General features: G+C 50.7%; 18 protein-coding genes. 7 read left to right on the top strand and 11 right to left on the bottom strand.

Annotation, left to right across the window (positions count from 1 at the left end; translation table 11 throughout):
* Window positions 1-21: 21 nt before the first annotated feature.
* Together H6624_07400 and H6624_07395 are read left to right on the top strand one after the other, a co-directional pair.
* Complete coding sequence (locus tag H6624_07400) at window positions 22-3,033, top strand: S8 family serine peptidase (protein MCB9084154.1); 3,012 nt, start codon at window positions 22-24, stop codon at window positions 3,031-3,033.
* 111 nt (window positions 3,034-3,144) lie between these two features.
* Window positions 3,145-3,930 (top strand): hypothetical protein, encoded by a 786-nt coding sequence (locus H6624_07395; GenBank protein ID MCB9084153.1) that lies wholly within the window; start codon window positions 3,145-3,147, stop codon window positions 3,928-3,930.
* 16 nt (window positions 3,931-3,946) lie between these two features.
* On the opposite strand, the gene H6624_07390 is transcribed toward H6624_07395, so the two are convergent.
* Entirely contained in the window at window positions 3,947-5,785 is a 1,839-nt protein-coding gene (locus H6624_07390; GenBank protein ID MCB9084152.1) for a DUF885 domain-containing protein, read from the bottom strand.
* A gap of 122 nt (window positions 5,786-5,907) precedes the next feature.
* Here H6624_07390 and H6624_07385 point away from each other — a divergent pair, with 122 nt between their 5' ends.
* The gene (locus tag H6624_07385; protein MCB9084151.1) at window positions 5,908-7,080 is read left to right on the top strand and encodes a PLP-dependent transferase; all 1,173 of its coding nucleotides are present in this window, start codon (window positions 5,908-5,910) and stop codon (window positions 7,078-7,080) included.
* Here the strand turns inward: H6624_07385 and H6624_07380 are convergent.
* Both H6624_07380 and H6624_07375 read right to left on the bottom strand, forming a co-directional pair.
* A complete protein-coding gene (locus H6624_07380) occupies window positions 7,073-9,226 on the bottom strand; it encodes a HAMP domain-containing protein (protein MCB9084150.1) in 2,154 nt (717 codons plus the stop codon). The two genes, H6624_07385 and H6624_07380, sit on opposite strands and share 8 nt — an antisense overlap.
* Complete coding sequence (locus H6624_07375) at window positions 9,223-10,371, bottom strand: hypothetical protein (GenBank protein MCB9084149.1); 1,149 nt, start codon at window positions 10,369-10,371, stop codon at window positions 9,223-9,225. The genes H6624_07380 and H6624_07375 overlap by 4 nt, the downstream gene beginning before the upstream one ends.
* Window positions 10,372-10,628: 257 nt before the next feature.
* Between H6624_07375 and H6624_07370 the strand changes: the two genes are divergently transcribed.
* Entirely contained in the window at window positions 10,629-11,357 is a 729-nt protein-coding gene (locus tag H6624_07370) for a hypothetical protein (GenBank protein ID MCB9084148.1), read from the top strand.
* On the opposite strand, the gene H6624_07365 is transcribed toward H6624_07370, so the two are convergent.
* From H6624_07365 to H6624_07350, 4 genes are read right to left on the bottom strand one after another with little or no spacing between them, the layout of a single operon-like run.
* On the bottom strand, window positions 11,354-12,727 hold the full coding sequence (locus tag H6624_07365) for an aldehyde dehydrogenase family protein (GenBank protein MCB9084147.1): 1,374 nt from the start codon (window positions 12,725-12,727) through the stop codon (window positions 11,354-11,356). The genes H6624_07370 and H6624_07365 overlap by 4 nt on opposite strands.
* Window positions 12,728-12,750: 23 nt before the next feature.
* Window positions 12,751-13,515: a gamma-glutamyl-gamma-aminobutyrate hydrolase family protein gene (locus tag H6624_07360; GenBank protein MCB9084146.1), complete on the bottom strand. Its 765-nt coding sequence runs from the start codon at window positions 13,513-13,515 to the stop codon at window positions 12,751-12,753.
* Complete coding sequence (locus H6624_07355; protein ID MCB9084145.1) at window positions 13,515-14,705, bottom strand: iron-containing alcohol dehydrogenase; 1,191 nt, start codon at window positions 14,703-14,705, stop codon at window positions 13,515-13,517. Before H6624_07355 ends, H6624_07360 begins: the two co-directional genes overlap by 1 nt.
* Before the next feature lie 21 nt (window positions 14,706-14,726).
* Window positions 14,727-16,091, bottom strand: coding sequence for a glutamine synthetase (locus tag H6624_07350; protein MCB9084144.1), 1,365 nt, complete (start codon window positions 16,089-16,091; stop codon window positions 14,727-14,729).
* 355 nt (window positions 16,092-16,446) lie between these two features.
* Between H6624_07350 and H6624_07345 the strand changes: the two genes are divergently transcribed.
* The gene (locus H6624_07345; protein MCB9084143.1) at window positions 16,447-18,258 is read left to right on the top strand and encodes a cyclic nucleotide-binding domain-containing protein; all 1,812 of its coding nucleotides are present in this window, start codon (window positions 16,447-16,449) and stop codon (window positions 18,256-18,258) included.
* Between the two features lie 280 nt (window positions 18,259-18,538).
* Here H6624_07345 and H6624_07340 read toward each other — a convergent pair whose 3' ends face one another.
* A complete protein-coding gene (locus tag H6624_07340; protein MCB9084142.1) occupies window positions 18,539-19,114 on the bottom strand; it encodes an FABP family protein in 576 nt (191 codons plus the stop codon).
* A 20-nt stretch (window positions 19,115-19,134) separates the two neighbouring features.
* Window positions 19,135-20,940 (bottom strand): hypothetical protein, encoded by a 1,806-nt coding sequence (locus H6624_07335; GenBank protein MCB9084141.1) that lies wholly within the window; start codon window positions 20,938-20,940, stop codon window positions 19,135-19,137.
* Window positions 20,941-21,306: 366 nt separating this feature from the next.
* On the opposite strand from H6624_07335, the gene H6624_07330 reads away from it, so the two are divergent.
* A complete protein-coding gene (locus H6624_07330; protein ID MCB9084140.1) occupies window positions 21,307-21,573 on the top strand; it encodes a type B 50S ribosomal protein L31 in 267 nt (88 codons plus the stop codon).
* A 74-nt stretch (window positions 21,574-21,647) separates the two neighbouring features.
* Window positions 21,648-22,487 carry a DMT family transporter gene (locus tag H6624_07325; protein MCB9084139.1) on the top strand — a complete coding sequence of 280 codons (840 nt, stop codon included), beginning with the start codon at window positions 21,648-21,650 and terminating at the stop codon, window positions 22,485-22,487.
* Between the two features lie 16 nt (window positions 22,488-22,503).
* Here the strand turns inward: H6624_07325 and H6624_07320 are convergent, their stop codons facing one another.
* On the bottom strand, window positions 22,504-23,310 hold the full coding sequence (locus H6624_07320) for a tyrosine-protein phosphatase (GenBank protein ID MCB9084138.1): 807 nt from the start codon (window positions 23,308-23,310) through the stop codon (window positions 22,504-22,506).
* A 399-nt stretch (window positions 23,311-23,709) separates the two neighbouring features.
* On the bottom strand, window positions 23,710-24,792 hold the full coding sequence (locus H6624_07315; protein MCB9084137.1) for a hypothetical protein: 1,083 nt from the start codon (window positions 24,790-24,792) through the stop codon (window positions 23,710-23,712).
* Window positions 24,793-25,135: the final 343 nt, after the last annotated feature.

Here is a 25,135-nt window from a genome sequence, read left to right as displayed (position 1 = left end):
AGGAAGTCCCTGGGGGATGCTATGCTTAAAATTCTTAGTCGTCAGGCCCAGATCTTGGGTCTTGTGGTTTTGTTGTCGCAAATCTTGTTCGGATGTACCTCGCAAAAGAGAGATGAAAAACCCTTAGGGGAGTTTCTTTCGGCCGATTTCACCGTCGATGCCCAACAAGGCGTATTGGTGCTCACGGCTGAGCCTCAGGAGCTGAAGAAAAGGGCCCAGAGTTTGGGACTCACAGCCTCCGGCGAACGCGTGATTCATCTCAGTGGCTCGCCAAGCACTTTGTCCACTTTGCGGATACCACTTTCCTCGCGTGTTGTGCCGGCCCATATTCCCATGCGGGCTGTGGCTCCCGGTGCGGATGAAAAGCCTGATGAGAAGATTTACTTTCTCGCCAAGCGGGATTTTGCCATCCCGGAACTCCTCAAGGAGCATCCCACCTATGACGGACGCGGAGTGATCGCAGGAGTCATTGATGATGGTGTGGCCCCTTCGGGATCAGGCATGCAAAAAACCACCGATGGCAAACGCAAGTATTTGCGCCACCATTGGACCAGTCATCTGCTCGACACCAAAGTCACCCTGGTGACAGCAGCAGACAAGGCTTCAACCTATTTTCAGGCCATTCAGGAAGACTACGATCAGGCCTGGGAAGGGGTGCTGGATGAGCAGACGCTTAAGAGCAACAGCGGCGCCACCCATGATCTCAATGGTGATGGACAAAAATCCAAACTGGCGGTTGTGGTTCTCAAAAAAGGCGACCGTGTGCGCTTCTGCGTGGATACCAACGGTGACTCACTGTTGACGGCTCAAGTTGAATGTTTTGGTACTTTTGCCGACAGCGGTGAGTACGGCTTTTGGAATCAGGAAAAGCCGGTTCCCGTGGTTGGGGAGTTTATTCCTGAGGAGGATCTGGTTCGCCTGTCCTATGGGGAGCGCTCTGGAGACAGTCATGGCGAGGGTGTGGCCTCGGTGATGGTGGGGCATCAGATCGGTGGTCGCTTCGACGGCGTGGCGCCGGGGGCGCAGCTCCTCGATGTGGACTTTTCCTCTCCCGACAGCGAATTTTTGGCGGGCTTTTACAACATCGGCCGCTTTGTGACCAATCTGGAGTGGTTGGGCGAGCATGGGGCCGAAGTGGTCAATATCAGCTACAGTCTATTTTTTGAATCGGTTCAAGCCCAGGAGTTTATGGCCGAAGCCATTTCAGCCCTGGTTAAGAAGTATAATTTTGTGATTAGCTTTTCAGCCGGCAACAATGGGCCTGGGTTGAACAGTCTTAATCGGCGGAGCATTTATCCCGACAATGTTTTGGTCGCTGGAGCCTTTGTCAGTCGGGATTTGGATGCACATGTTCATGGAGTCACGGGTTTGCCCGAGCCGGGCCGAGTGATTTATTACTCCAGCCGCGGTCCGGGACCGGATGGGGGCAGTGGGCCCTTATTGATTTCGCCCTTAAGTAGCCTGACTCATGGAGCTCCTGAAAACACCTTTCAGGCCTTTAGCGGTACCAGCTCCGCATCTCCTGCTTTGGCCGGGGCTGCGGCCGTATTGATTTCCGCGGTGAAGCAAGAGGGATTGCCTATCGATGCCGAAACCATTGTTCATGCTCTGAGGCTGAGTGGTCAGCCTCTTGAGGCCGTTCCCTTTGTCGACCAAGGATATGGTTTGCCCAAAATTCCCCGAGCACTTGCGGTCTACCGACAATTGGCAATGGGTGAGCAGTTTGCTCGTGTGAGTGTCAAGGTCGGACCACTCTCGGGTCCCGACGGAGCTGTGCAAAAGGGTGCCTTTTTGGGAGCTAAGGATGTCGCCCTAGATCGTGAATTCAGAATTCGCTTTAATGGAGAATTGAGCCCTTTGGTGAAGCGGTCTGCTGGGGAAAACCTTCTTAAACAACTAAAACTGGAGTACTCGGTACCCTGGCTCACCGGGCCCGCTCACCTTTGGTTGAGTTTAGGGCTGGCTCGCACCACGGTGAGAGTTAACTCGCAATCTCTTAAAACATTGATGGGAGATAAGCCTGGTCAGGAGTTTTTTGGTGAAGTCTATTTTGTGGACGCTGACTCCGGAATGAGACTTCACACTCTTCCCGTCACGGTTGTGGATGATCGTCCATGGGAGACAAAGGAGCGGGTGAGCTTCCAGATTGGGTCTCGTGAAGGGGTGCGGCTGCACATGGGAGCCGATGCCACTGTAAAGGGTTATCGGATCAAGACTATTATCGATGAAGACAAGCGTCCGTTCCTGGGGCTTGGATTTTTCAACACCATGGGCATTTCCAATCTGCCTTATAGTTGGGGGCCTGTCGAAGAGGAAGAGTTTTTCGTCAGCACACCTGCATCAGGAGACTACCAACTCACTCTCTCACGAGTGGTGGGGACAGAAGCTGCCTACGAAGCCTTGGTTGAAGCCAATCCCTTGCGCATGGAGCTTCTCACCAAAGTAGTGAGTGGGACGCCAGCAGGATCGGCGGCAGAAATCAAGGCCATCAATCACGGCGACGCGGGAGAAAAACTGAGTCTTGAACTGGTGAGAAAGCCCTCCAAGGTTGGATCTATAGTTGGTGAGTTGGACGGCCATGGCGACTTTGTCGCGGAACTTGAAATCACTGAGGCTGGCAACTATGAGTTTCGCCTTGAAGCTCTGACACCGAGCCAATGGACCTTCGGCTATGATGATTGTTACTATGAGTTTACGTCTGAATCCGGCGAAGTGGAAAAAGACTGGGGTCGAGAATACGCAGTGTCGAAAGAAGCTCCCAAAGGCAGCTTGAAGTTTGTCTGCCGCCCCTTTGCCCATTCGGGGGATGATTTCCACCGGGAAAAACTGGTCGGCCATCTTTACTTTTTGCCTCCCGGAAAGACTGCCGGCGAAGTGATGGCCAAGGCGCCCCAGGTGAGGCTCTCTCCCGGGACCAACACCATCGAAATCCCTTGGTTGGTTGAGGAGACCGAAGGGGCACTTCTAGAGGTCAAAATCAAGCCCATCTACGGTGGGGGTGAGGTCGTTTTAGGGACGCTTGAACTCCCCTAATGCCATTTTTCGGGGGTTAGGCTCCACTAGCTCCCCATAGATTTGATCTGAATCCGGCATCCATATTGAACCACGAGGGTGAATCATAACTCTTCACCCCCTGGTGGTTGTATGCTGAATCTGCCCACAGTTTTAAGTCTGCTTATTGTCCTTTCGTCGCCTTTTGCCTTTGCGGCGGAGATTGACGAGTTGATCGATGTGGATCTTCCTGATTTTCGGGTTGAAGAGCCCAGCTTTAAGTACCTTGGCGGCGTGGACGATGGGGGCCTTCCAGTATTTCTTAAAGTGACTCATGATTCTCACAAGTTTCAACTGGGTAAGGACTGGTACTTTTGGAATGGTTCCTTTGTCGACCTCTGTGGCTCTTCAATGGCCAAGCATTTCGATGTGGATTGCCAGGCTCTTCCGCTGAAAGAACCCACCCGTGTTTCGGCCGAGGATTATCAGTTTGCCAAAGACATTTATATTCTCAAGCGGGACATGGTGGATTACGAGGGCGTGACACCTGAGTTGCGGGTTTTTGACTTCAAAGTCCAGCAGCTGTCAGAATTTGTTCTTGCTCAATCAGGCCAATGTCCCGGCTGGTTGGCAGCATCAGACCAGGTGCGCTCGGGCTGGATCCGTGAGGCCCGCAGTTGGTTTGCCGACACATTTAAGGATCTTTCCAGCCTACGATTTAAAGCCAAGCGGCTGAAGACCTTGAGTCGCGTGGAAGCCGAATCAAAAGTGATTCGTTCCATGAGCAATCTCTTTCGTAACATTAAATTTGTCGCTCCCGATCTTCAGGATTTGGGGCAAGAGGCCACGCGAAGGGCGAAAGCCTTGATCGGTCGAATTGTCACGGAAGAGGTGAGCTCTCCTGAATTGAGTCAAATCATCCAGAAGAGCTGCAACTGATTTCCGAGATTTGGGATCAGACGCCTTTTTTGCTTTCCACCCAGGCCGTGATTTTCTCCTCCAGGATATTCATGGGGAGAGGGCCATGGCGCAAGATCTCGTCGTGGAAACCGCGAATATCAAACTTTTCCCCCAGGGATTGCTGGGATTTTCGTCTGAGTTCCATGATTTTCAGCATGCCCACTTTGTAGGCTGTCGCTTGTGAAGGCATGACCAAGTAGCGTTCAATGGCTTTGGTGGCCTCCCGTTCATCGCTGGGAGTGTTGACGAGCAAATACTCAATGCCTTGCTCTCTGGTCCATTTTTTGGCGTGAAGACCGGTGTCTAGAACCAGTCGGCAAGCCCGCCACAGTTCCATGCTCAGGCGGCCAAAATCAGAATAGGGATCAGTGTAAAAGCCCAATTCCTTGGGGATGTATTCAGCGTATAGCCCCCAGCCTTCGGCGTAAGCCGTGTAATGGCCGAACTTGCGAAAGCGGGGCAGGTTCTCAAGCTCGGTTGCAATGGCAATCTGCATATGGTGGCCAGGAATTCCCTCGTGAAAGGCCAAGGCCTCAATCTCATAAGTGGGGAGTCCCTTCATATCGTAAAGGTTGACGTAGTAGGTCCCCGGACGGGTTCCGTCGAGCGAGGGGCCTTCATAAAAGGCCAAGCCCGCTGATTTTTCCCGGTAGGTTTCGACAGGTTTTACGATCAATTCAGCCTTGGGCTTAACAGTAAACAAGCCCGGTAGTTTATCTTTCATAGAGGCAATGGATCGCTTCGCCGAGGTCATGTACTGCTCACGGCCTTTTTCCCCACCAGGCAGATAAAATTTCGGGTCTTCCTTGAGGTGTTTAAAAAAAGCCTGAAGGTCACCCTTAAATTTGACCTTCTTCATGATCGCCCTCATCTCGCCATGAATGCGGGCGACTTCATCGAGACCCAATTGGTGGATTTGATCGGCTGTCATGTCCGTGGTCGTGGTGCGCTTGAGGCTAAAGCGATAAAACTCTTCTCCCTCAGGGAGACTCCACACCCCATGATTTTTCGCGGCTTTGGGTTCCAGCGCCTTCCAGTAGGTAAGAAAATTCTGGTAGGCGGGCTTAAACTTTTCTTTGAGGGCCTTTGCCATCCTCTCTTGCAGCTGCTGTTTCCTTTCTGCCTTTAAATCCTTAATTCCACCCAGCTTTCGCGCAAAGTCTTCGTACAAAGGATGAGGAGACTTCTCATCATCAGTCAAAGGATAGCCTTTAAGCAGGTTTTCTGTGTCTTCACTCACCTTGGAGAAGGCAAACTGGGGCGGGAAGATCTTCTTTTGTTCGCGGATCTTCATGCCGTCGAGAACCTGACCAAGTTGGCGGGGGAGGGATTCAATGCGCTTGATATAGGCCACCGCATCGGATTCGTCGCTCACCCGGTGAAAGTTCATGAGGAAGGCTGGCATTTGCGAGTGATAGCCGAACATTTGGTTGAAGGGGTAACTGTGAAAGCGCCACTTAAACTTATCGATTTCATCTTGAGCCATTTCTTCAAACAGGCGGTAGCTGGTTTGCGCCTGTTCATTGAGGGCTGCGTAATCAAAAGTCTTGAGTTTCTTAAGAGCTTCTTTGGTGTACTCCAGTTCCTTGCGGGCGAATTCGTCGGAGTAATCCCCCAATTTGTCGTAGTTTTTTTTGATTCCCAGGTAGGTTTGAAACTCAGGGGAGCGATCCAAGACGGCGTCAAAGTAGTCCTCGAAAAACTTATTGATCCGTGCGGACTCACGCTCAATGTCAGCCGCCGTGGGTTCCTTTTTTAGACTGTGGAAGCAAGAAGTTAAAGAGATACTCAATACCAGTGCCATCACTGGAAGGCGAAACAGATTAAATGTCATAGAATCCCCCTCATCGGCCACCAGTTCTAGAGCACCCCGGGGAGGGTGGGCAAGCGTCGAGAGTGGTTTTGTGAATTAATGGGAATTTGACGCGACACTCGGGCTCCACTATAAAGAGCAGCATGAAAAATTCTAAGACGAAGACCCTAGAAACGCTTATTTTGCACCTTGGCGAAAACGAACATCGAGTGGATGGTTCCATTGTTCAGCCCATCTTTCAAAGCTCCACTTATTTGATGCCGCAAGAAGATTTGGACTACGATTCCATTCGCTATGTGAGGCTCAACAACACTCCCAACCATGAGCTGCTTCACCAGAAGCTGGCGGCCATTGAAAAAGGTGAGGCCGGTCTTGTCACCTCAAGTGGAATGAGTGCCATCACATCGGTCCTTCTCGGTTCTCTTCAGGCCAGTGATCACCTTTTGGCTCTCAATTGTTTGTACGGGGGAACGGCTCACTTCTTAGCCGCCAACTCCGAGCGCTTGGGTTGGCAGTACTCCTTGGTTTCAGGTGATGATGAGGGAGAGTGGAAGAAACACCTTAAGCCCACAACCAGGGCCTTCTATGTGGAGACCATTACCAATCCATTACTTGAAGTTCCCGATCTGCAAAACATTGTGAAGTTCTGTCGTGCCCACGGCCTCTTGTCCGTGATCGACAACACCTTTGCAAGTCCTGTGAACTTCAATCCGATCGCCATGGGGTTTGATGTGGTGGTTCACAGCGCCACCAAATATCTCAACGGTCACTCGGACCTGGCGGCTGGTGCCATTGTCACCAGCAAAGAGCGCATGAAAAACCTCACCCATCACTTTAACCACTTGGGAGGTACTCTTGACCCTCACGCATGCTTTCTACTGTCCCGAGGCTTAAAGACCCTGGGGCTGAGGGTTGAAAGACAAAACTCGAACGCCCTGGAGCTGGCTCGCTTTCTTGAGAATCATCCCCAGGTGGAGCGGGTGGTCTATCCCGGACTGGAGTCCCACCCTCAACACGCGCGGGCCAAGGAGTGGTTCAAAGGTTTCGGTGGTATGTTGGGGTTTGAGGTCAAAGGGGGAGTGGAGGCTGCAGAAAAGCTCACGCGAAATCTTCAGTATTTCTTTTGTGCTCCCAGTCTGGGCGGGGTGGAGAGTTTGATCACCAGGCCGACGACCACCTCTCATGTGGGGTTGACTCTAGAGGAGAAAAAAGCCATAGGTCTCAGTGATGGCTATATCCGGGCATCAGTTGGTATTGAAGGTGTTGATGACCTTAAGGATGACTTGAATCAAGCCATTGCAAGAGTCATTAGCTGACCTTGCGGATCTCGCCGGTCATTTCGTTGTACTCTTCACCCTCAGTGGGTTGCTGTTTAGGGAGCTTCACACTAAAGGTGGTGAGGGCCTCATCGACAATGAGACGAAGGTGGCCATGGTGGTCCTTGACCAGACTGTTGGCAATACTCAGGCCCAAGCCCGTCCCCTGGCCAATCGGTTTGGTGGTGAAAAATGGCTGCAAAATCTTTTGTCGGGCCTCCGGGTCAATTCCGACCCCGCAGTCGACGACACAAAATTCCACATGTTTTCCCAAGTCCTGGGCTGTTACCTTGATCCATGGACTGGTCACCCCATCCAGGGCATCAACAGCATTGCTAATGAGAATGAGCAGGATTTGGCTGACCTGCACGGGCATGCACTCAATCGAGACTGTGGGACATTCGATTTCTGTTTTGATTTCAATAAAATGATTCCGCAATTTTTCCTGAACCAAGCCCATGGTGTCGTCAACCAGCTCGCCGACGGTCGCCATGGTAAAGGGGTCCTGGTTGTCATCGCGGGCAATTCGTCTGAGTCCCTTGACGATTTGAGCAATGCGCATGGTGGTGGCATCGATTTTTTGTGAAATAGCCAAGATCTTTTCCTGGTTCACATCTCCGCGCTCGGCCATATCCACCAACTGTTGGGCAAGCACGGATATAATGGCCAAAGGATTATTGATTTCGTGGGCAATGCCGCCGGAAAACTCACCGAGTGCCGCCAGGCGCTCGGAGTGGATCATGCGGGCATGGGTGTCTTTGAGCTCGTTGAGAATTTTCGACTCTCGGGCATCAAAGACCGTGAGTACAATGGTCGACAGATTTTTCGTCTTATCTAGAATCCCACCACCGGAAATGATCACTGGGATCTTTTCTCCCTTGAAAGACTGGATCTGGGCTTTGAGCTCTTTGAGTTCATCGGAGTAGATGAGCTTAAGGAGTTTTTTGTGGTCCAAGGGGCGACTGTAATCGTCTTCGGGGTAGAGGTGATCAAACAAATTCAAACCCAAAAGTGCCAGATCGTCCTTCGGGTCCAGGATGTCCACCGCTGCCGGATTAAAGCGCTCGATTTCGCCAGTGGGCTTAAGGGCGAACACGGCATCCGAGAGGGAGGCAAGAATTTTGTCCACATATTCCTTGGAGATCAAGGTGCGTCCCAATTGCCCCTTCATGGATTGAAAGTCTTTAATCAGTTCATCGGTTTCGCGAATTCCTGACCACTTTAAAGGAGCATCAAAGTTGCCCGCAGAAATTTCCCGAGTGGCCTTAGCCAGTTTGTAGAGAGGCTCAATCACCTTGTTGGTGAGTAGGTTGAGCATCAGAAAGTAAAAAACCAAAATGACCAAGGCCAAGGCAATCTGTTTGACAATCTCCGCATGCACTTGGGCCTTAAAATGAGAGAAGTCATCGATTAAATCCAATTCCAGAAACTGCTGTTGATTGAATAGGGCCAATGTCAGCGGCGTGCCGGCGGGCTTGCCAGTCGGGCGGGCTAGTTGAATTTTGAGGCCCTTTTCAGGAGAAGCGGCAAAGAGACCTTGGAGGAACTGATCCAAGTCGGCTTCCACGGCCAGGTAGCCTCCCTGCTGCTGGGTCTCCGGGTCTTTAAATGGAGAGACGGCAAAAAAGCGATGAGAGTCGCCGACCTTATACCAATTCCATGTAATGGGAGTGCTCAGATTTGGTCGTTTGAGAATCAGTTCGTGAACGGGGTGGTCAGCGGACCAGGTCAGCTGTTTCCACTGGCGAATCCGCTTGCGGCCCTGAAGTCCGGTGAGAAGATTTGCCTGGTTGTCGAGGACCAGTATGCGGTGAACGAAGCCCTGATAGTGGGATTGGGCGCTCAGCAGTTCTGACTCCAAGTTAGGCAGATAGAAAAACCGGTTTTTCATGTCCGAGGACAAATAGGAGGCCAGGGCAGAGGATTCCCCCACATGGCGGAAGGTCTCTTCTAATGGGTGCTCCAGATTGAGGGCGTACTGGGCGGTGATCCGATCCGTTTCTTCCGTCTGCAGGACCCGGGATAAATGCACCACATTTTCTGAAATGGTTTGGTAGTGGATGAGCAAATAAAAGGCCATAAAGAAGCAGGCGCTTCCCATCCCAAGAGTCATAATCTGAGCTCTTAAGGAAAGATTTTTTCTCATCGACCACCCGATGCGGGTTTTCTTTGGCCCAGACCCAGAGAGTAGGTGATCTTTTCATCCACCTTGGTTTTGGCAATGGGAGTCTTCAGTTGATTGGCGCGATTGGCGTTGAGAACCCGAGGACCGGGAGCGGGAGCCAGCGGGGCAGTTGTGGCCGGCGATTTGCGGCCAAGGAGAAACTCCAATCCCATTTTAGTCGCCACATAACCTTGGTTGTAACCCGAGTCGTCGACACTCAGGAGCATTCCAGTTTCAACAAATTGTTTTTCATCCGACACTTCGGGCTTGTTGATGTTCTTAAGATACCAAGCGGGAGCCTCCATTGTAGGTAGTGGTTGACCGTTTTTGTCCTTTAACCCCTGGTAATTGAGAACAAAAAATGCATCCACTTCGGGCTCAGCGGCCTTGATTTCAGACTTCCAAGTGTCAAAGTCGTTGGTGAGAATGGTCTTATTGAGGGAGAGGGGGAGTTCACCTCTTTTTGCCAGGGCCTCAATGGTCTTGGCTTTAGAGCGGCCGGTGGCGGTGTCGTCGGCGATAATGGCAAAATTCTTAGCTTCCGGATAAAGCTCCAAAAGCATGGCCAAAGACTCCTTAAAGTATCCCGCTTGATAGACTCCGGTGATATTGTGACCAGGCTTTTCTTCGCTGTCGAGCAAGTTGTATTTTAGGGGAGTGCCGTTGACTCCCCAGAAGACCATGGGGAAACCCTGGTCGATGTAGTGATTGCCAATAAAGTTGGCGGCATTGTCATCGCCCAAGAACACCAGCTGGGGTTTGAAGGCATCAATCACATCAATGACTTTCTTAGTTGCACTTGAGATTTGGGGAGGTTGGGAATTTCTCTTAGTGTCCATCCACACCCGTTTGATCGTGGCTTTCTGACTCTCCACCTGATCACTTTTGAGGAATGCCTCCAGCTGAGTTTTACTGTCCAGAAATCCCTGTTCCAAAAGGGCTGAGGCAAAGCCTTTCCCGGTTTCCTGGGACCAAAGATATTCCCCGTGGTAACTGTCCACCACCAGGATGCGATACTTCTCGTCTGCTTTTTCGCTCTTGGCCTGAGAATCAATGGGGCCATAGAAAATGAACAGATGACAACAGGCAAGGGTCACAAGGGACTTTAGGTTCCTGGTGGATCGCATCGATCACTCCTCACTGAATATCTATATTAAATGGACCTTTTCTTATCGGCCGCAGGTTTGATTTAGCTGAGTTCTCGAGGGGACAACTCACCCGAAGGCCTAATGAGATTGATGGAGATCAAGGATCGTGGATCGGTCCCAAGTGGCTATGTAGACATTTCCCACCGCAGCAATTTGACTTGCCGTCCCATACGAGCTGCGATAGCCATTTCTTAAGTGAATGAAATAACTGGTTAATGGGTGAATCGGAGGTCTCTATGACCAGGCAAAAGAGTCTGTGGTGGACGATCGTCTGGATCCCTCTCTGTTTTGGGGTCCTGAGTTGTGACAAAAACAAGGGGAGCCAACCGCCTCCTCCCTATTACCCTGAGCAGGTTTACGAACAAGATCAGACAACCAGCTGGCCGACTCAGGCTCCACATATGGTTGTGGTCCGTCGTAACGGTCGCCTTTTGGAATACTCCCTGAGTTCTGTTCTTGATGAACGACAATTGCGCGAACACATCCGTGCCCGATCTCTGCGGTGGAATGGCAATGTGGACTCCATTCGCAATGAATTCCCACAAAGTCCCACGCAGGGCCTTTACTTTGTGGAAAGTCCTCAAGAGATGGAAACCGACCAGATTTGGTTGGAAGATCAGCCAGCCGAGCCTGGATTTTCTCCGGACCTTGCCGAGGGCTCGGCCTATAGTCGTCCGACCACACCTCGGCCGCGCACCCGTTGGCGGGGAACCCAGCCGCCCTATCGGGGGCCAGGGTATTGGCGCTACAACTGTCAGTATCGAGTTGGATATTGGTTTTATCGCAACTACTGTGGTGTTCAGGGGTCAGGATACATTCATTATTATCCCCACTACCACGCATACACCAATTGGTGGTACCAGCCGGTTTATTATTGGAATTCAGCTTTCTTTTATTACCGCCCCTACTACAGTTTTCAGTGGCGGCATTGGAACTACTACATCTACGTCTACTGGTGGAACTAGATCTTTGGTTGCACCAGGTGCCAGGCTTTAGGTTGCAGAAAACTGCGAATGCCGATCATGGACAAGGTGGAACCAATGCCTGAGCCCTGTCTCCCTGTCCACGGTAGACGGGGACTTACCCGGTCGCAACAGTTCCAATAGACAGTTCCCGCATTTACCTGGCTGAGGAATTCTTCGGCCTCTTCCTGGTCGCCCGTAAACACACCTGCGGTGAGCCCGTACTCTGTATCATTCATGAGTTGAATCGCCTCTTCGTCACTGCGCACAGGCTGAATGCCAATAATGGGGCCAAAGCTTTCCTCCCTCATCACTTCCATGGTGTGATCGGTTTGCGACAAGACTGTGGGTTGAAAAAAGCCTTCATGCTCGGCCCAAACATCGCCACCCAACTCCAGCTTGGCCCCTTTAGCTGTGGCGTCTTTGACCTGGTCGATCAGCACCTGTAATTGTTGCTTGCGGGTCAGCGGACCAATGTAAGTCTCAGGACTTGAAGGATCGCCGATCTTGAAATCCTTGACGGTTTTCACAAAGTGCTCCACGAATTCTTTGTAAAGAAACTCATGAACGTAGATGCGTTCGACAGAACAGCAGCTCTGGCCCGTATTGTAAAAGGCTCCATCGGCCAGTGACTCCGCAGCGACTTTCACATTGGCATCATCGCGGACATAAACCGGGTCCTTCCCCCCCAACTCCAATTGCACCTTGCACATCTGGCCGGCGACGGCCTTGGCTATGCTTACTCCAGTGGCGCGGCTGCCGGTGAAAAACACGCCATTCAGCTTTTGTTCAAGAAGAGACTCTGCTGTCTCCCGGCCGCCCACGACCAGAGTGAAAACTCCCTCAGGGAGTCCTGCCTGTTTAAACAGCTTGGTAAACTCCATTCCGGTGAGTGTGCTGTATTCCGATGGCTTATAGAGAACCGTATTGCCGGTGAGAATCGCGGGAATAAACACATTGGTGCCCACAAAATAAGGGTAATTCCACGCCGAGATATTGGCCACGACACCAAGAGGGTCCCAGGAGATCTTTTCCTCATTGCCGTTAGAAGAGAAAACCGTGTCGGTCTTAAGGGCCGACTCGATACTTTGCAGAAAAAAGTCCAAACGCCCTTGTGTGCCTTTGATTTCGTTCTGTGCCTGAGTGATGGGCTTGCCTGTTTCTGAAGTGAGAACCTCTGCCAGTTGCTTCATGTTGTCCTGCATGAGAACGCGAAAGCGGGCGACAATTTCCATCCGGTGCATAAGGGGGGTGTGTTTCCACTCAGCCTGGGCTAGATGGGCCTTTTCCCACTTGGCGCGAACGGAGGACTCATTGTCTGGGGAGACTTCCTGGATTAACTCATAGGTGTAGGGATTGACTATCTTGAGCATTGGAAAAGATCCTTTCCTGAGGTCTATTGATCCCCAAGCTTTTGCAGAAATGCGCTCATCAGTTTGGATTCACTTAGTGTTTCATTATTTAATGTCTGCATAAATTCTGGGTGCCATTGAACAGCTAGAACAAAGTCTTCCTTTGGCCCATCCCATTTGGTTTTCTCGTGGCGAAAGCCCTCAATGATGTCATCTTCGGGGCAACGGGCTTCGACAACCAGAGTTGGAGCCAGATCTTTCACCGCCTGGTGGTGGACAGAATTGACCTTTCCACCCTTTTCGCCATACAGGGCTGCCAAACAGGAGTCGGCTTCGACCGTTACTTGGTGAAACAGGCCATCATATTTATCCGCATCTCGATGTTGCAGGGCCTTTTCATTTTGCGTCTGGATGTCCTGAAACAAAGTCCCGCCTTCTGCCACATTGATGACTTGGAGACCTCGGCAAATCCCTAGTACAGGTTTTCCCTGGCGTCGTGCTTCCTGATAGAGCTTGATTTCATACTGGTCGCGAATTCGGTCTCCCGGCCATCGTTCGCTGAAGGCCTTTTCCCCATAGGATTCGGGTGCCACGTCCGCCCCTCCATGCAAAAGAAGGCCGTCCACAAAGGACATAATCTGGGCCACATCGGCCTTGTCACTTTCAGTGGGCAAAAGAATTGGATAGGCCCCGTGGTTGAGGACCCAATGGGCCATGGATTGTTCGAAATAAAGCAAAGTTTTTTTGCTAAACGTGGCCCGAGCGGGATCGGGGTGAAAAAAACAGGCACTAATGCCGACTTTTAACATCAGACCCTTCCTTCAAAGGCCGCCTGAAAGATTTCACGGAAATCCTCTTCACTCACTGCGCATGGATTGAGCTGATGACAGCCATCTTGAAGGGCAACCTCCACTAAGTTATTGAGATGTTCTTCGCGAACTCCAATCTCCTTGAGGGTGTGAGGAATGTCCGTCTGTTTGCGCAGGTCCATGGTCCATTTGATAAAGGCTTCCGGAGTGGCAGGGTGCAATCCCGCCGCCTGGGCCATGCGCACAAAGCGATCCGGCACGGCCTTGCTGTTGTATTTCATGGTGTAAGGGAGAAGAACGGCGTTGGCCATGCCGTGATGAGTGTCGCACACCGTACTCAAGGCATGGGCACAGGAGTGGGTGACCCCCAATCCTTTTTGAAAGGCTACGGCACCCATATAGGCGGCATTCATCATCATTCCACGGACGTGGAGGTACTCCTCCCGGTTGTCGGGTGGGTTTTTAGCCATGGCCACGCACTTGGCCAGGTTTTCCGCACAGAGCCGAATGCCCTCAAGCGCAATCCCATCGGCCATCGGGTGAAAACCCACAGCTAAAAAGGCTTCAATCAGGTGGGTGAGGGCATCCATACCCGTGGTCGCCGTCACTGATGCAGGGAGGGACAGGGTCAGTTCCGGATCAACAAACACCTGGCAGGGGAGAAGCTTGGGATCAAAAATGATCTTTTTCACTTTGCTCACGTCATCACTGACAACTGCCGCTCGCCCCACCTCCGATCCTGTTCCCGCAGTCGTCGGAATAGCGATGATTGGCGGGATGGCTTGGTTAATGGGCAGGGCATTGGGTTTACCGTCCTCATAGTCAAATAAATCTCCAGGATGATGGATCATCAGGGCAATGGCCTTTGCCACATCGAGAGCGGCCCCTCCGCCAACGGCAATGATGACCTCAGCCTTACAGTTCTTGAAGGCGGCCACTCCCGCCGTCACCTGAGACTTGACCGGATTCCCCCAGATTTCAGAGAAGATTTCCGCTTTGAGACCTGACTGTTCCAGATTTCCTTTGAACTCAGTCATAAAGGGGAGTTCCACAACACCCCGGTCAGTCACAATCAAAGCTTGCTTCCATTTGTTCTCTTGCAGGCAGGGGGCCACCTGGCGGCGGGCGCCTGTACCATAGTGAATACGGGTTGGGTAGTTAAAATGGCTAATGGCTTCTGCTCCAGTCATATTCTCTCCATCCCAAAGGGATCAAATGATTTCAAAGTAACGGCGCAATTCCCAATCGGTCACGGCAGTCTGATATTGTCTCCACTCCCAATGGCGTGTGGCTGTGAAATGGTCAACAAAATCATCGCCAAAAAGCTCCCGGGCAATTTCCGAGCGGACCATTTTTTCAGTCGCCCTATAAAGATTATTGGGCAGACGCTTGGCCCCCTCATCCGCATATCCATTGCCTTTGGTTTCCGGTTGCAGCGGCAGTTCGTTTTCAATCCCATAAAGACCTGAAGCAATGGCTGCGGCCAAGGCCAGGTAAGGGTTTATGTCAGCGCCCGCAGTGCGCGTCTCCAAGCGAGTGGACTTGGGGCTTCCAGGGATGACTCTAAACGCCGCCGTTCGGTTGTCCACGGCCCAATTGATTCTGGTCGGAGCCCACAGACCTTCCACCAAACGTTTATAGGAATTCACGTTAGGAGCCAACATGGGAAGGATGGCCGGAAGACAGTGCATTTGTCCAGCAAGGTAGTGCTTAAATAGCTTAGACATCTTGAGCGGATCATTAGGGTCATAGAATAAATTCTTCTTGTCACCAATTTCCCAAAGGCTTTGATGGATATGACCGCTACATCCGGGAAGCTGGGCATTCCACTTGGCCATAAAGGAAGGAATGATACCATAGCGGTAAGCAATTTCTTTGGTTCCTGACTTGAACAGCACCGCTCGGTCTGCGGCAGTCAGGGCATCGCTTACGGCAATCGCTGCTTCATAGACACCGGGACCAGTTTCCGTATGCAGTCCTTCTAAGGGAACGCTGAACTCCTCCATTTCGTCCATCAAAGCATTGAAGTAATCTCTCTCGTATCCCGCCCGTAAAATCGAATAACCAAACATGCCAGGAGTTAATGGCTCAGGTTGAATATGCCCCTTGTCCTCCAGGCTTTGAGGGGACTCACGAAAGTTAAACCATTCGAACTCAAGTCCAGCCATGGGTAAAAAGCCTTTGGATTCAGACCTTTTGATTACGGAACGGAGCAATTGCCGGGGGCAGATCAGGAGAGGCTGATTTTCATCCTCTACAAAATGACCGAGAAAGAATGGGGTTTTGTTGTCCCAAGGGATTTCCCTATAGGTGTTGAGATCCAATCGCACCTCGGCATCCGGGTATCCGGTGTGCCAGCCCGTGTAACGGGCGTTATCGTAAACCACGTCTGCCATGTCCCAGCCAAACACCACATTGCAAAAGCCAAAGCCACCTTCGACTGCCGAAAAAAACTTATCCTTGTGGATGTATTTGCCCCGGAGAATGCCATCGATGTCAGTGACGGCCACTTTGACTTTGTGAGATGATGACTGGCGGACTTTTTCCAAGATCTGATTTTGATTGGGGGACTCCACTCGATGACCTCCATAGACGCAATTGGTTCTCAGCGGTTATCACTTGATTGATAATATAGATTCCATTGTAAATGTTTGCCCCTCGTCTTGGGCAGTCTGGCCAGGTCTAGGTCGAGGCCGGAAATTTCAAATAAAACTGACTAACGCAAACGGGCAATGGACTTTCGCTGGGAATCCCATTTCAAATCGAGACAGAATACTGGGACCTTTATCAAGACCAGCTCTGAATCCAAAAAAGTTTTTCTTTAGATGCTTCAAATCCGGACACTAGCCTTCATAACCTTAGCGAAAATGTCGATACCCTTTAAGATTCCTTAACAATGTATAGTGTTACCCATGATATGGGCAGGTGGGAATGAGTCAGGCAGCACAAAAAAGAGAAACCGCATTGGATCGTAAGACGATTGTGGAATCCCTGTTGGAGTTTCCCTTTTTCAAGCATTTCCCGGAGAAATTGCTGGAGCAAGTGGCTGACCATGTTGAGTACTACACCTATCCTCAGGGGGCCTCAGTTCTTTTGCAGGGCCAACTCAATCACGATCTCTATTTCCTTTTGAGTGGTAAACTGGGTGTCTATGTCGATGGCGGTGTGGTCGCCACCTTGGATAAAAAGGGATCTCTAGTTGGTGAGATGAGTGTCATCAGCCGTCAGCCGGTGGGTGCTACTATTAAGGCAGAAGCTCCCGTCGAGATGCTGGTGATCAATGCCAATAAGTTCAATACCCTTGAAGGTACAGATTCAGACGGATTTCAGCACGCTCTTTACCGGGTGTACGCCCACGATTTGACTGAAAAACTGCGGGTCACCAATCAAAAAGCCAAGTATTTTGAGGATCTGACTAATAAGTTGACCGAAGCCCAGGAAGAACTCAAAGAGATCAACCGGGATTTGGAAGAAAAGGTCAGAGAGCGCACAGCAGACCTACAAAAGCGCACAGAAGATCTGGTGAAGTCTCATGCAAAACTCGAACAGCAAAACGCCGAGCTGGTTGCCAGCCACAAAAAGCTGGAAGAACTTTACAGTACCAGAACCTTGACCTTTAAAAAGCTTGAAGATCTCTACAAGAACTTCCTGGTCCCTCTGCAAATGACCTTGATGCAAATTGAGCAGCAGTCCAGCGGGGGCCATCAGAAAGAAATGGTCCAGTCAGCCATTGGTGAAGTGAACGATGTTCTTGAACTTCTTGAGCCTGTGACTTCTCTTTATTCAACAGAACAGGCTATGAAGAGCAAAAGAGTTTTGCTCGCTGAACCCAACAAAAAACAGCAGATCACCGCCAAAATGGCCCTTGGTGGAACTGGCGTCGAACTAGATATTGTCTCAGATTTGGAAGAAGGCAAAAAGCTGGTGGCTGAGCACCCGGTTGACATTGCCTTTATTCCGGCAGAAATGCTGGAGCTCGTGGCTTTGGCCCAAAAGGCAAATCCGAGCTGCCACTTTGTTTTTATGACCTCAGCCTATATCCCGGAGTATCTGCCGGTTCTCAAAAAGCATGACTTCTTGCCTCATATTATCTCTCGCGACGAAAATGACCGGACTTTTACCATTAAGAATATTGTAACATCCGTTGCCAAGCTGGCTGGGGGAGACATTTTTGGTCTGTCCAAATATTTAGCTTGGGGTGTGGATATTAAGTCAGCTCCCATCATTCGCAGTGACGAGCGCGGTAAGCTGATTGATCAAATGGATGAGTACTTCAGTGGTCTAGGCATTCGCTCTACGATTCGTGAAAGAATGCGCACAGTCTCTGAAGAGCTGCTGATGAACGCCATTTATGATGCTCCTGTCGATCAGGACGGCAAGTCCATGTACAACCACATTTCGCGCAACGAATTGGTCATTTTGGACTCGGCCCATATCGGTCGTCTGCAATATGCCACCGATGGCATGCTCATGGCAGTTTCAGTTTCCGATCCCAACGGTGCACTCTCAGGTTTGACCATTCTCAATTATCTCGAAAAGTGCTACGGCGGAGCTGAGGGTGGCCACGACGAAGATGCCAGTAAAGGTGGTGCCGGGCGGGGCATCCATCAGATCATTGAGAACGCTGATCTAACAGTCTTTAATATCCGTCCTGGGTCTAAGACTGAGGTGATTGCGCTGTTCAATGTGGATCCGAAGGCGCAGGGGGATAAGCATCCTTCCTTCCATCTCTTCCAAGAATAGCCGGGCTGGTGAAAAAGGCCCATCTGCATCGTTATCGGCCACCTGTCTCATTCCAACGTACCAGTAAGTACGCCTCCATTCGACAAGTGGCCTCAGCCTCGCATCTGGACCTTTTTGACCAACCCGGAATCTGCAAAAGCTAAACGGGCGCTCGTTTGGGCCCAAGCCGCCTTGCATTTGACCCCTTTTGATCGGTCCGGACTCTAGTGAAGATGAAAAGGGGCCATCTGCTGCGATAGTTGGCCTGTCCATGAGTCTCTGCTCGCTTTTGGGAGGGCGACTATAGCAGGCCGGTTTTTCTCAGGGCATTTTTGTCAATGTGGTGGAAGATGTCAGGTTTGCCCTTGACCTTGATTTGGGTGTCCTGTTCATAGAGCAATTCACCGGAATCGAGAACCTTAACCATTAAGATGTAGGCCACGGTTTGGAACTCTCGATCCAAAAAAGGATTGGAGCAGATTCCATAGGTGGGTGAGCCCAGCTTGGCTGTCAAGGTAAACTCCCGGGCGGTAGGTTCCACCGTGCCACCAGCAATAACACTAACTCCGCGAGGCACCAAAAAGCACCGCATGACCTGTTTGGCTTGGGCATCCCATAGCCAATAGCCGGTTTCCTCGTGGAAGGGTTCGGTCTCGCCAATGCGGGTGGCAACTGTTGAATAGCGGAGGCCAAACAATTGTTGCTCGTGGTTGTCGACGGGTCCAAAAGGCTCAAAGGTCATTTTCTCGAAATAGTGATTCACTTCCGTGCCCCGGTCATCCGAAGGGGCCGTATCGTGCCCACTTTCTCCTTCCCAGACTCCAGCGAGGCGGGCCAGGGGGCCTAATTTGGAGATGATTTCATCATGAGTGAGCATCGCAAGTCCCTTTCATTTCCTTAGAGGGGTTCAGAGATGTCACTAATATAGACCAATTTTTCTCCAGGCTCATTACTTTCGATTAAACGGCCAGATGCGCCGTGTATTTCCAAGCGAGAATTGGCCCAACGAGTGAGAATTTCTGCCTCAGTTTCAGTCTGAGGGATCATAATGGGCACGGGAAGGTCAGCGAATCTCACCAGTTTGGTTTTGGATTCATAGCAGCTGGCCGAACTTTTCCCGGGTCTTTGGCAGTTGTGATCGGAGTTGAAGACAGTAAATTTGATCTCAAAGTAATCCTCTCCCTGTTGCGCTTTCCATTCCTGAAGCATGTGCTGTTGATTGGGGGACAACTGTGGTTGATCCACGACAAGGGGGTAAGTGATCCGCCGGCGCTTGATGAAGAAGTCGTGGCTGTGATCCTGGATAAAGGTACGCAATATGGTGGCGGTGGCCTGCCAACCGTAGACGACACTCTGAGCGCAGTGATTGCCTTTTTCGGTGTTGAGAATCATCAGCCGGCCCTTTTGAGCCTCAGGATGCTTGTCAACAAGCGCCTGACCGTTGCGGGCGAAATCAATGAGCGAGTCATCCTTTGCGTTCCAAACCAGGGTAGGAGTGAGAACCCCGTCCGACTGATTAATAAATTGATTGAGGGACCAGAAGTCCGAAGGATTGGTGACTGGCTTATCCCTAAATGGAAAAAGAGCCAACCCTTCAGGGAGGCGGCTTTGAAATCGTGCAGATGAAATTCCCATGATTTCCATCATACGTGCGCCGGTCGGTGGAGGAAGGTTTGGATCAATGAGGTCTTGAAGATCTGGCACATCGGGATAGATTTCCTTTGCTGTCCGCCAAATCCGTTGGCGGAAGTAAGCGGCCATTAGGCTCCGGCCTTCGATTATATCCTTCATACTTTGCTCAAGATTGATGGCGGGGCAATAAGCGATGACACTGTGAAAGACCTTAATGTCGTCGTTGATGGGATTGTAGTCATTGTAAAGGGCTGTGTAGAGAGCCCCGTGTCCGCCAAGACCAACTCCGACCATGTGTAGACTACCAACCAGGTGGCGAAAGGGGGAGACAAAGCGAATCCACTTGCCCACTTCGAGCATTTCCTGCCCTTCGTAATGTCCCCCGTGGACCCATCGTTGGTTTTCCCTGGCGTTGGTGGCCGAGGAGTGGCTGGCCAGAACCATAATATGAAACGGACTTTCATCAAAAAGATGGGACACCAATGCTCTCACCAGGGGAGTGTTTCCCGCTTCACAGGCAAGGCCGCAGCGGATGACAACAAAGGGGCGACTCCGACCATCTGCCTTGAGGCCAAGAAATCCTGTAGATGCTTCGCCATTGGAAAATGTGAGACGGATCGGCTGAATTTGGGGATTCTCAAAGATTCTGTATTGTACCTTGTCCATTTTCAAAAGGGCTTTGAGGCCACTATCGGCGTCTCGGGACAGATGGCCCCCACAGCGATCAAAATAGTTGCGCAGAAGCTCAAGCTTTTGGTTCTCACTTCCGCGCAGGGCCAGATACTCTTCTTCGAACTGACGAGGATGGCAGTCGCGGGCGATGGGAACAGTTTGAGCTCCGGTTGGAGCCCATTTGGTGACTCGGTGTTGAGGATAATCTTGAAAATTTCCAATCTTGCTAAGATCTTCTGCTCCCTCACTCCTGAGGGACTTTTGTGGCAAGTAGTCCATTCCGACGACTTTGGGGAGATCTGTCTGCGCTGGAGCGCTGAGGGCCCAGGCCAAGGCGAGTGCGGGAAGGCCAAGGTACAAGGATAACCGAATCCAATAAAACTCCCATTCCCTTGCCATGCGCTCCCCCTACCGTCTGGGCCTTGATGTTGGTTGAGTCCTAAAACTTGAGTCTTAAGACCTTGTGAGAGTCTAATCGTCTAAAGTCGGGGTGAGTCTTAAGGACCTGGGGCCGGGCCAGGACCAGTTCTGGTCCTAGGGATTAGGCCTTCCGTAGGGGACTGTTGCTGAATGCCATTTGGTCCTGAGTCCAGTCGATCATTTGCTGACTTCAATCGGGGAGAATTAGTTAAATATTTGAAAATACTAGTTTAATTGAATCCTTTTGAGGAGGTAAAAGGACATTGCGCTCACCGACAAAGTTTGTTAAATTGCCGGGATTCTTAAGGAACCCTAAAACGCGGATCATGTGAGAGAGCAGTTACCATGAAAAAAGATATTCATCCGGAACTTCGGGAAGTGATTTTTAAAGACGTGTCTTGTGACTTTGCATTCAAGACTCTTTCTACGGCTGCGGCCAAAGAAACCATCACTTGGGAAGACGGCAAAGAGTATCCGATGGTAAAGGTGGATATTTCCAGCGCCTCTCATCCTTTTTATACAGGTAAACAGCGTTTGATCGATACTGAAGGACGGGCGGAGAAGTTCGCTAAGAAGTACGGTCGCAAGCTCCCCACTATGGGTGGCAATTAATTGACTGAGGGTGGTCTTAGGCCGCCTTTAGCATTAAGCCCCATTTTACCAATCGATTACCAAGTGTCTTCATCATGATTCAGTGGAGCGCCGGACAGAGATGGATGGCCGCCGCGGTGTTCTTTTTTTCCTTGGTTCACGCGGCCGTCAAATATCTTGGTCACATTCCCTTTTTCGAACTGGTTTTTTTTCGGGCGCTGATCTCTTTGGTGATTTGCATTTATCTTTTACGGTCCAAAGGGATATCTCTCATTGGTAACAATCGGCGCTTGTTGTTTGCCCGTGGGTTGGCTGGAACCTGTGCCTTGACGGGCTACTTCTACACACTTCAGGAAATGCCACTGGCGACAGCTGTTACCGTACAATACCTGTCGCCTATCCTTACTCTTTTAATTGCCGGTATCCTTTTGCGCGAGAAGGCCAGAACCAAACAATGGTTCTACTTTTTGGCCGCATTTGTAGGAGTCCTGTTGGTGAAGGGAGTTGATCCTAGGGTGTCCTTTCTTTCTCTATTTGTGGGGATCGCTGCTGCCTTGTTTTCGGCCCTCGCCTACAATTTTGTTCGCATGCTTAAGGACAGCGATCATGCCCTGGTGGTGGTATTTTACTTTCCGTTGACGACCATTCCCTTAGTGGGCCCCTTCGCCATCAGCCATTGGGTATGGCCCCAGGGATGGGATTGGCTGATGGTCCTCGTAATTGGGGTGGGGACACAAATTGCTCAAGTGTATATGACCAAAGCATACCAGGCCGAACCAGCCAGCCGCATTAGTCTCATTAACTACATTGGACTTCTATTTGCGATTGGTATTGGTTGGTTTGGCTTTGCCGAGGCCATCCCGTACCTGAGTATGGTCGGAATGGCCGTCATTCTCACCAGCGTTTTGCTCGGCACCCGAGTGAAATCAGCCTGAGCCTAGATCCCATGAACTACAGTGAACAGGCCTTTTTCGCGTCGTCTCTGTACTGATAGCGAGGAGACTCCTGACACTCAAACTGACTCACCAAAGATTGCCATTTGGTCTGATATTCGGAGTCGCCCTGCGGGTCTTTGGCGCAAAGTTTTTTGGCATCAAGAGTTTGGGCGTCAGCAAGGACATAGGCCATTTTTACGAATAGGGGAGTGAGAGAGTCGCGGATCTTTTGCACCACTTGGCGGAATGGCTTGCGTGGGTTGCCGGCCCCATAGCCGTTCATACAGAGCTCTCGCTCAAAAATCTCTTCCAAAGGGGCGTCCTCCCACCACCACCTGAGTAGGCCAGCCAGATATCCGGTTCGGTCTTCCCCCACGGTGCAGTGAAAGTATAGGGGTAGGTTGCGGCGATGGTGGTCCTGGAGGATCTTCAGGGCCTCGATGGTTTGTGTGCAGGCATCTTTGAAACTCTTGTGTTCCTTCCAGGGGAAGGGAATCAAGCTGACCTGCTGTTTCGTCCAGCCGGAAGACACCAGCTGGGCCACTTCCTTATCCACTTCATTTCGAGTCTGGTTCTTAAAAATCAAGACTCTTTCGATGCCCAAGTTCTTCAGACTATCAATGTCCTCTTGATTGCGGGGAGCCATGCCGCGAATGATGATCTCATTTTCATCCAGGCTGTGGGTATTGGGAATTTGCGTACGGGGTACACAGGAGGGAAACGGCGAAGCCAAGCTGGCAGCTGCATCTCGCGTGGCCAGGATCACAAACCCAAGGGCCAAAGTCAGCATTGCGCTCAGTACGGCACGTATCGTAAAGACCATAATTCTCCCCCTCCATTTTTTGGTTACCAGAGCTAGCTCTAAGTGACGGAAGGATTGCTGACCATTCCAAAATGACTAATAGAGCATTTATAGGGGGGATGTGAGATTGGGTGTGTAGAAGGTAAAAAAAAGGGTCGGCAAAGGACATGCCGACCCCTTCGTGCCTGTTGATAAAACAAGTGACCCGAATGAACAATGAAACACAATACCAATGAACAGAAGCTTATCTGCTCATATAGCCCTTAGAGTCGCTCACCGCTCTCAATTTTATTTATTGTCGAAAGTACCCTAACCAGACCACCAGACTTGGACAGGTGGTCTCTGCAATCATCCTAAATTCAGTCGGGCAATCACCCAAAAATCTGCCCGACTTCCCCTAACGCTTAACTGACAAAAAATCTAATTCTTCTTTGCCGGCTTCAAGTAGTCGACTTCAATCTTTGTTCCCGCTGCGGGCGGCTTGTCGAAGATGATCTTTCGACCATCGACTTTCCAGCCAATGCTCTGTGCAGGAGTGAGTGTGACTTTTACTGACGCCGGATCCACATCATTACTTAACATAAACGAGTTGATTAGAGTTCTCACTCGCTGACCAATAGAGGACAAGGAAGCTCCGTAATCTCGGTCACAAATACTGCCCGAGAGTCCACCTGTGGACTTGGCAAACTCATAAACGAAGTCGCCGTAGTTCCCGCCAGTGCTGTAGTTATCTTCGTAGCAGTTCTGATCGCCTGGCTTGATAATAATGCCATATACGGTCAGGCTCTTGGTGTTGCCCCAAATCGCCTTAAAGCGATTCATCACTTCACCGGGTTTGGTGGCACTTGATGGTCCCGTACTCTGTTCGTCCTCATCAGAGATGACGATAATGACCAGGTCGGTGTTATTACGGAAAAAGCCCTGGTTGCGGGAATCTCTTTTGTCCATAGCTTGAATTGCGGCTCGCAAGGGCTGTTCGTCGCTGGAGGCACAATCAAAAAAACAGTCGGACTCAGGTCGTTTCACTGTATCGAGAAAGGCCTGATTATAATTGTTGACGTGTTTGTTTAAGACCCGAGTGTTAGTGCCCTTAAATTGCAGTAGGTCACCTTTTGTACTGTATTGACCACCACTAATATCAGTTGTCGTCAGTCCCAACTGCCAATCCAAATCGCGCAGGTGGCCGAGGAAACTGGAGATCCTTTGCCCCATCTTGTCCTGCTCTTCCACCATTGAAGGGGAGTTGTCGACGATGACGAGTACATCCACCTGAGTATTGTCAGCTTGCTGATAAAAGGTGTCCTTGGCCGACTCACGTGGAGGATCAATGGGTGGATCAATAGGAGGATCAATGGGTGGATCCACTGGCGGATCGACAGGCGGATCCACCGGGTGTTGGAATTTGTCCAGTGATTCTTCTGAAGCAAATTTGACTTCAGAACAGCTCATACCCATTAAGCTGACCACCAGAAGACCTAATACTGTAAGAACAAGGTTTTTCATAAAATATCCCCGTCGACTATTTCCCTTACTAAGGTGTTGAGCAAAGCCGGTGCCCAAGTTTTTGACTTTCTTTCGTCTGGAGACTTAGGTCTAAACGCTGGAAGTTAGACTGGTTTCTCATCTCGAAACGTCAAAGAAACAAAGACAGAAGTGTCCATGACTTTTGAGTGTTGATAGATCTGGCAAAAATCCCCAGAAATTGTGCAGGTCAGTAAGACCAAGGTAGGTGGGCAAAAATCCCGATTGTCAGTGATTCGAGGGGCAATTTGCAGATAATTGTGGAAATAGGTGACACACACTGCGGCTTGGAGTTGTGCGTGGTATAAGGGTGCTGCTCGCGATT

The sequence above is a fragment of the Pseudobdellovibrionaceae bacterium genome (assembly GCA_020635075.1).
GTDB lineage: Bacteria > Bdellovibrionota > Bdellovibrionia > Bdellovibrionales > UBA1609 > JADZEO01.
This window is presented reverse-complemented; position numbering and strand designations above follow the sequence as displayed.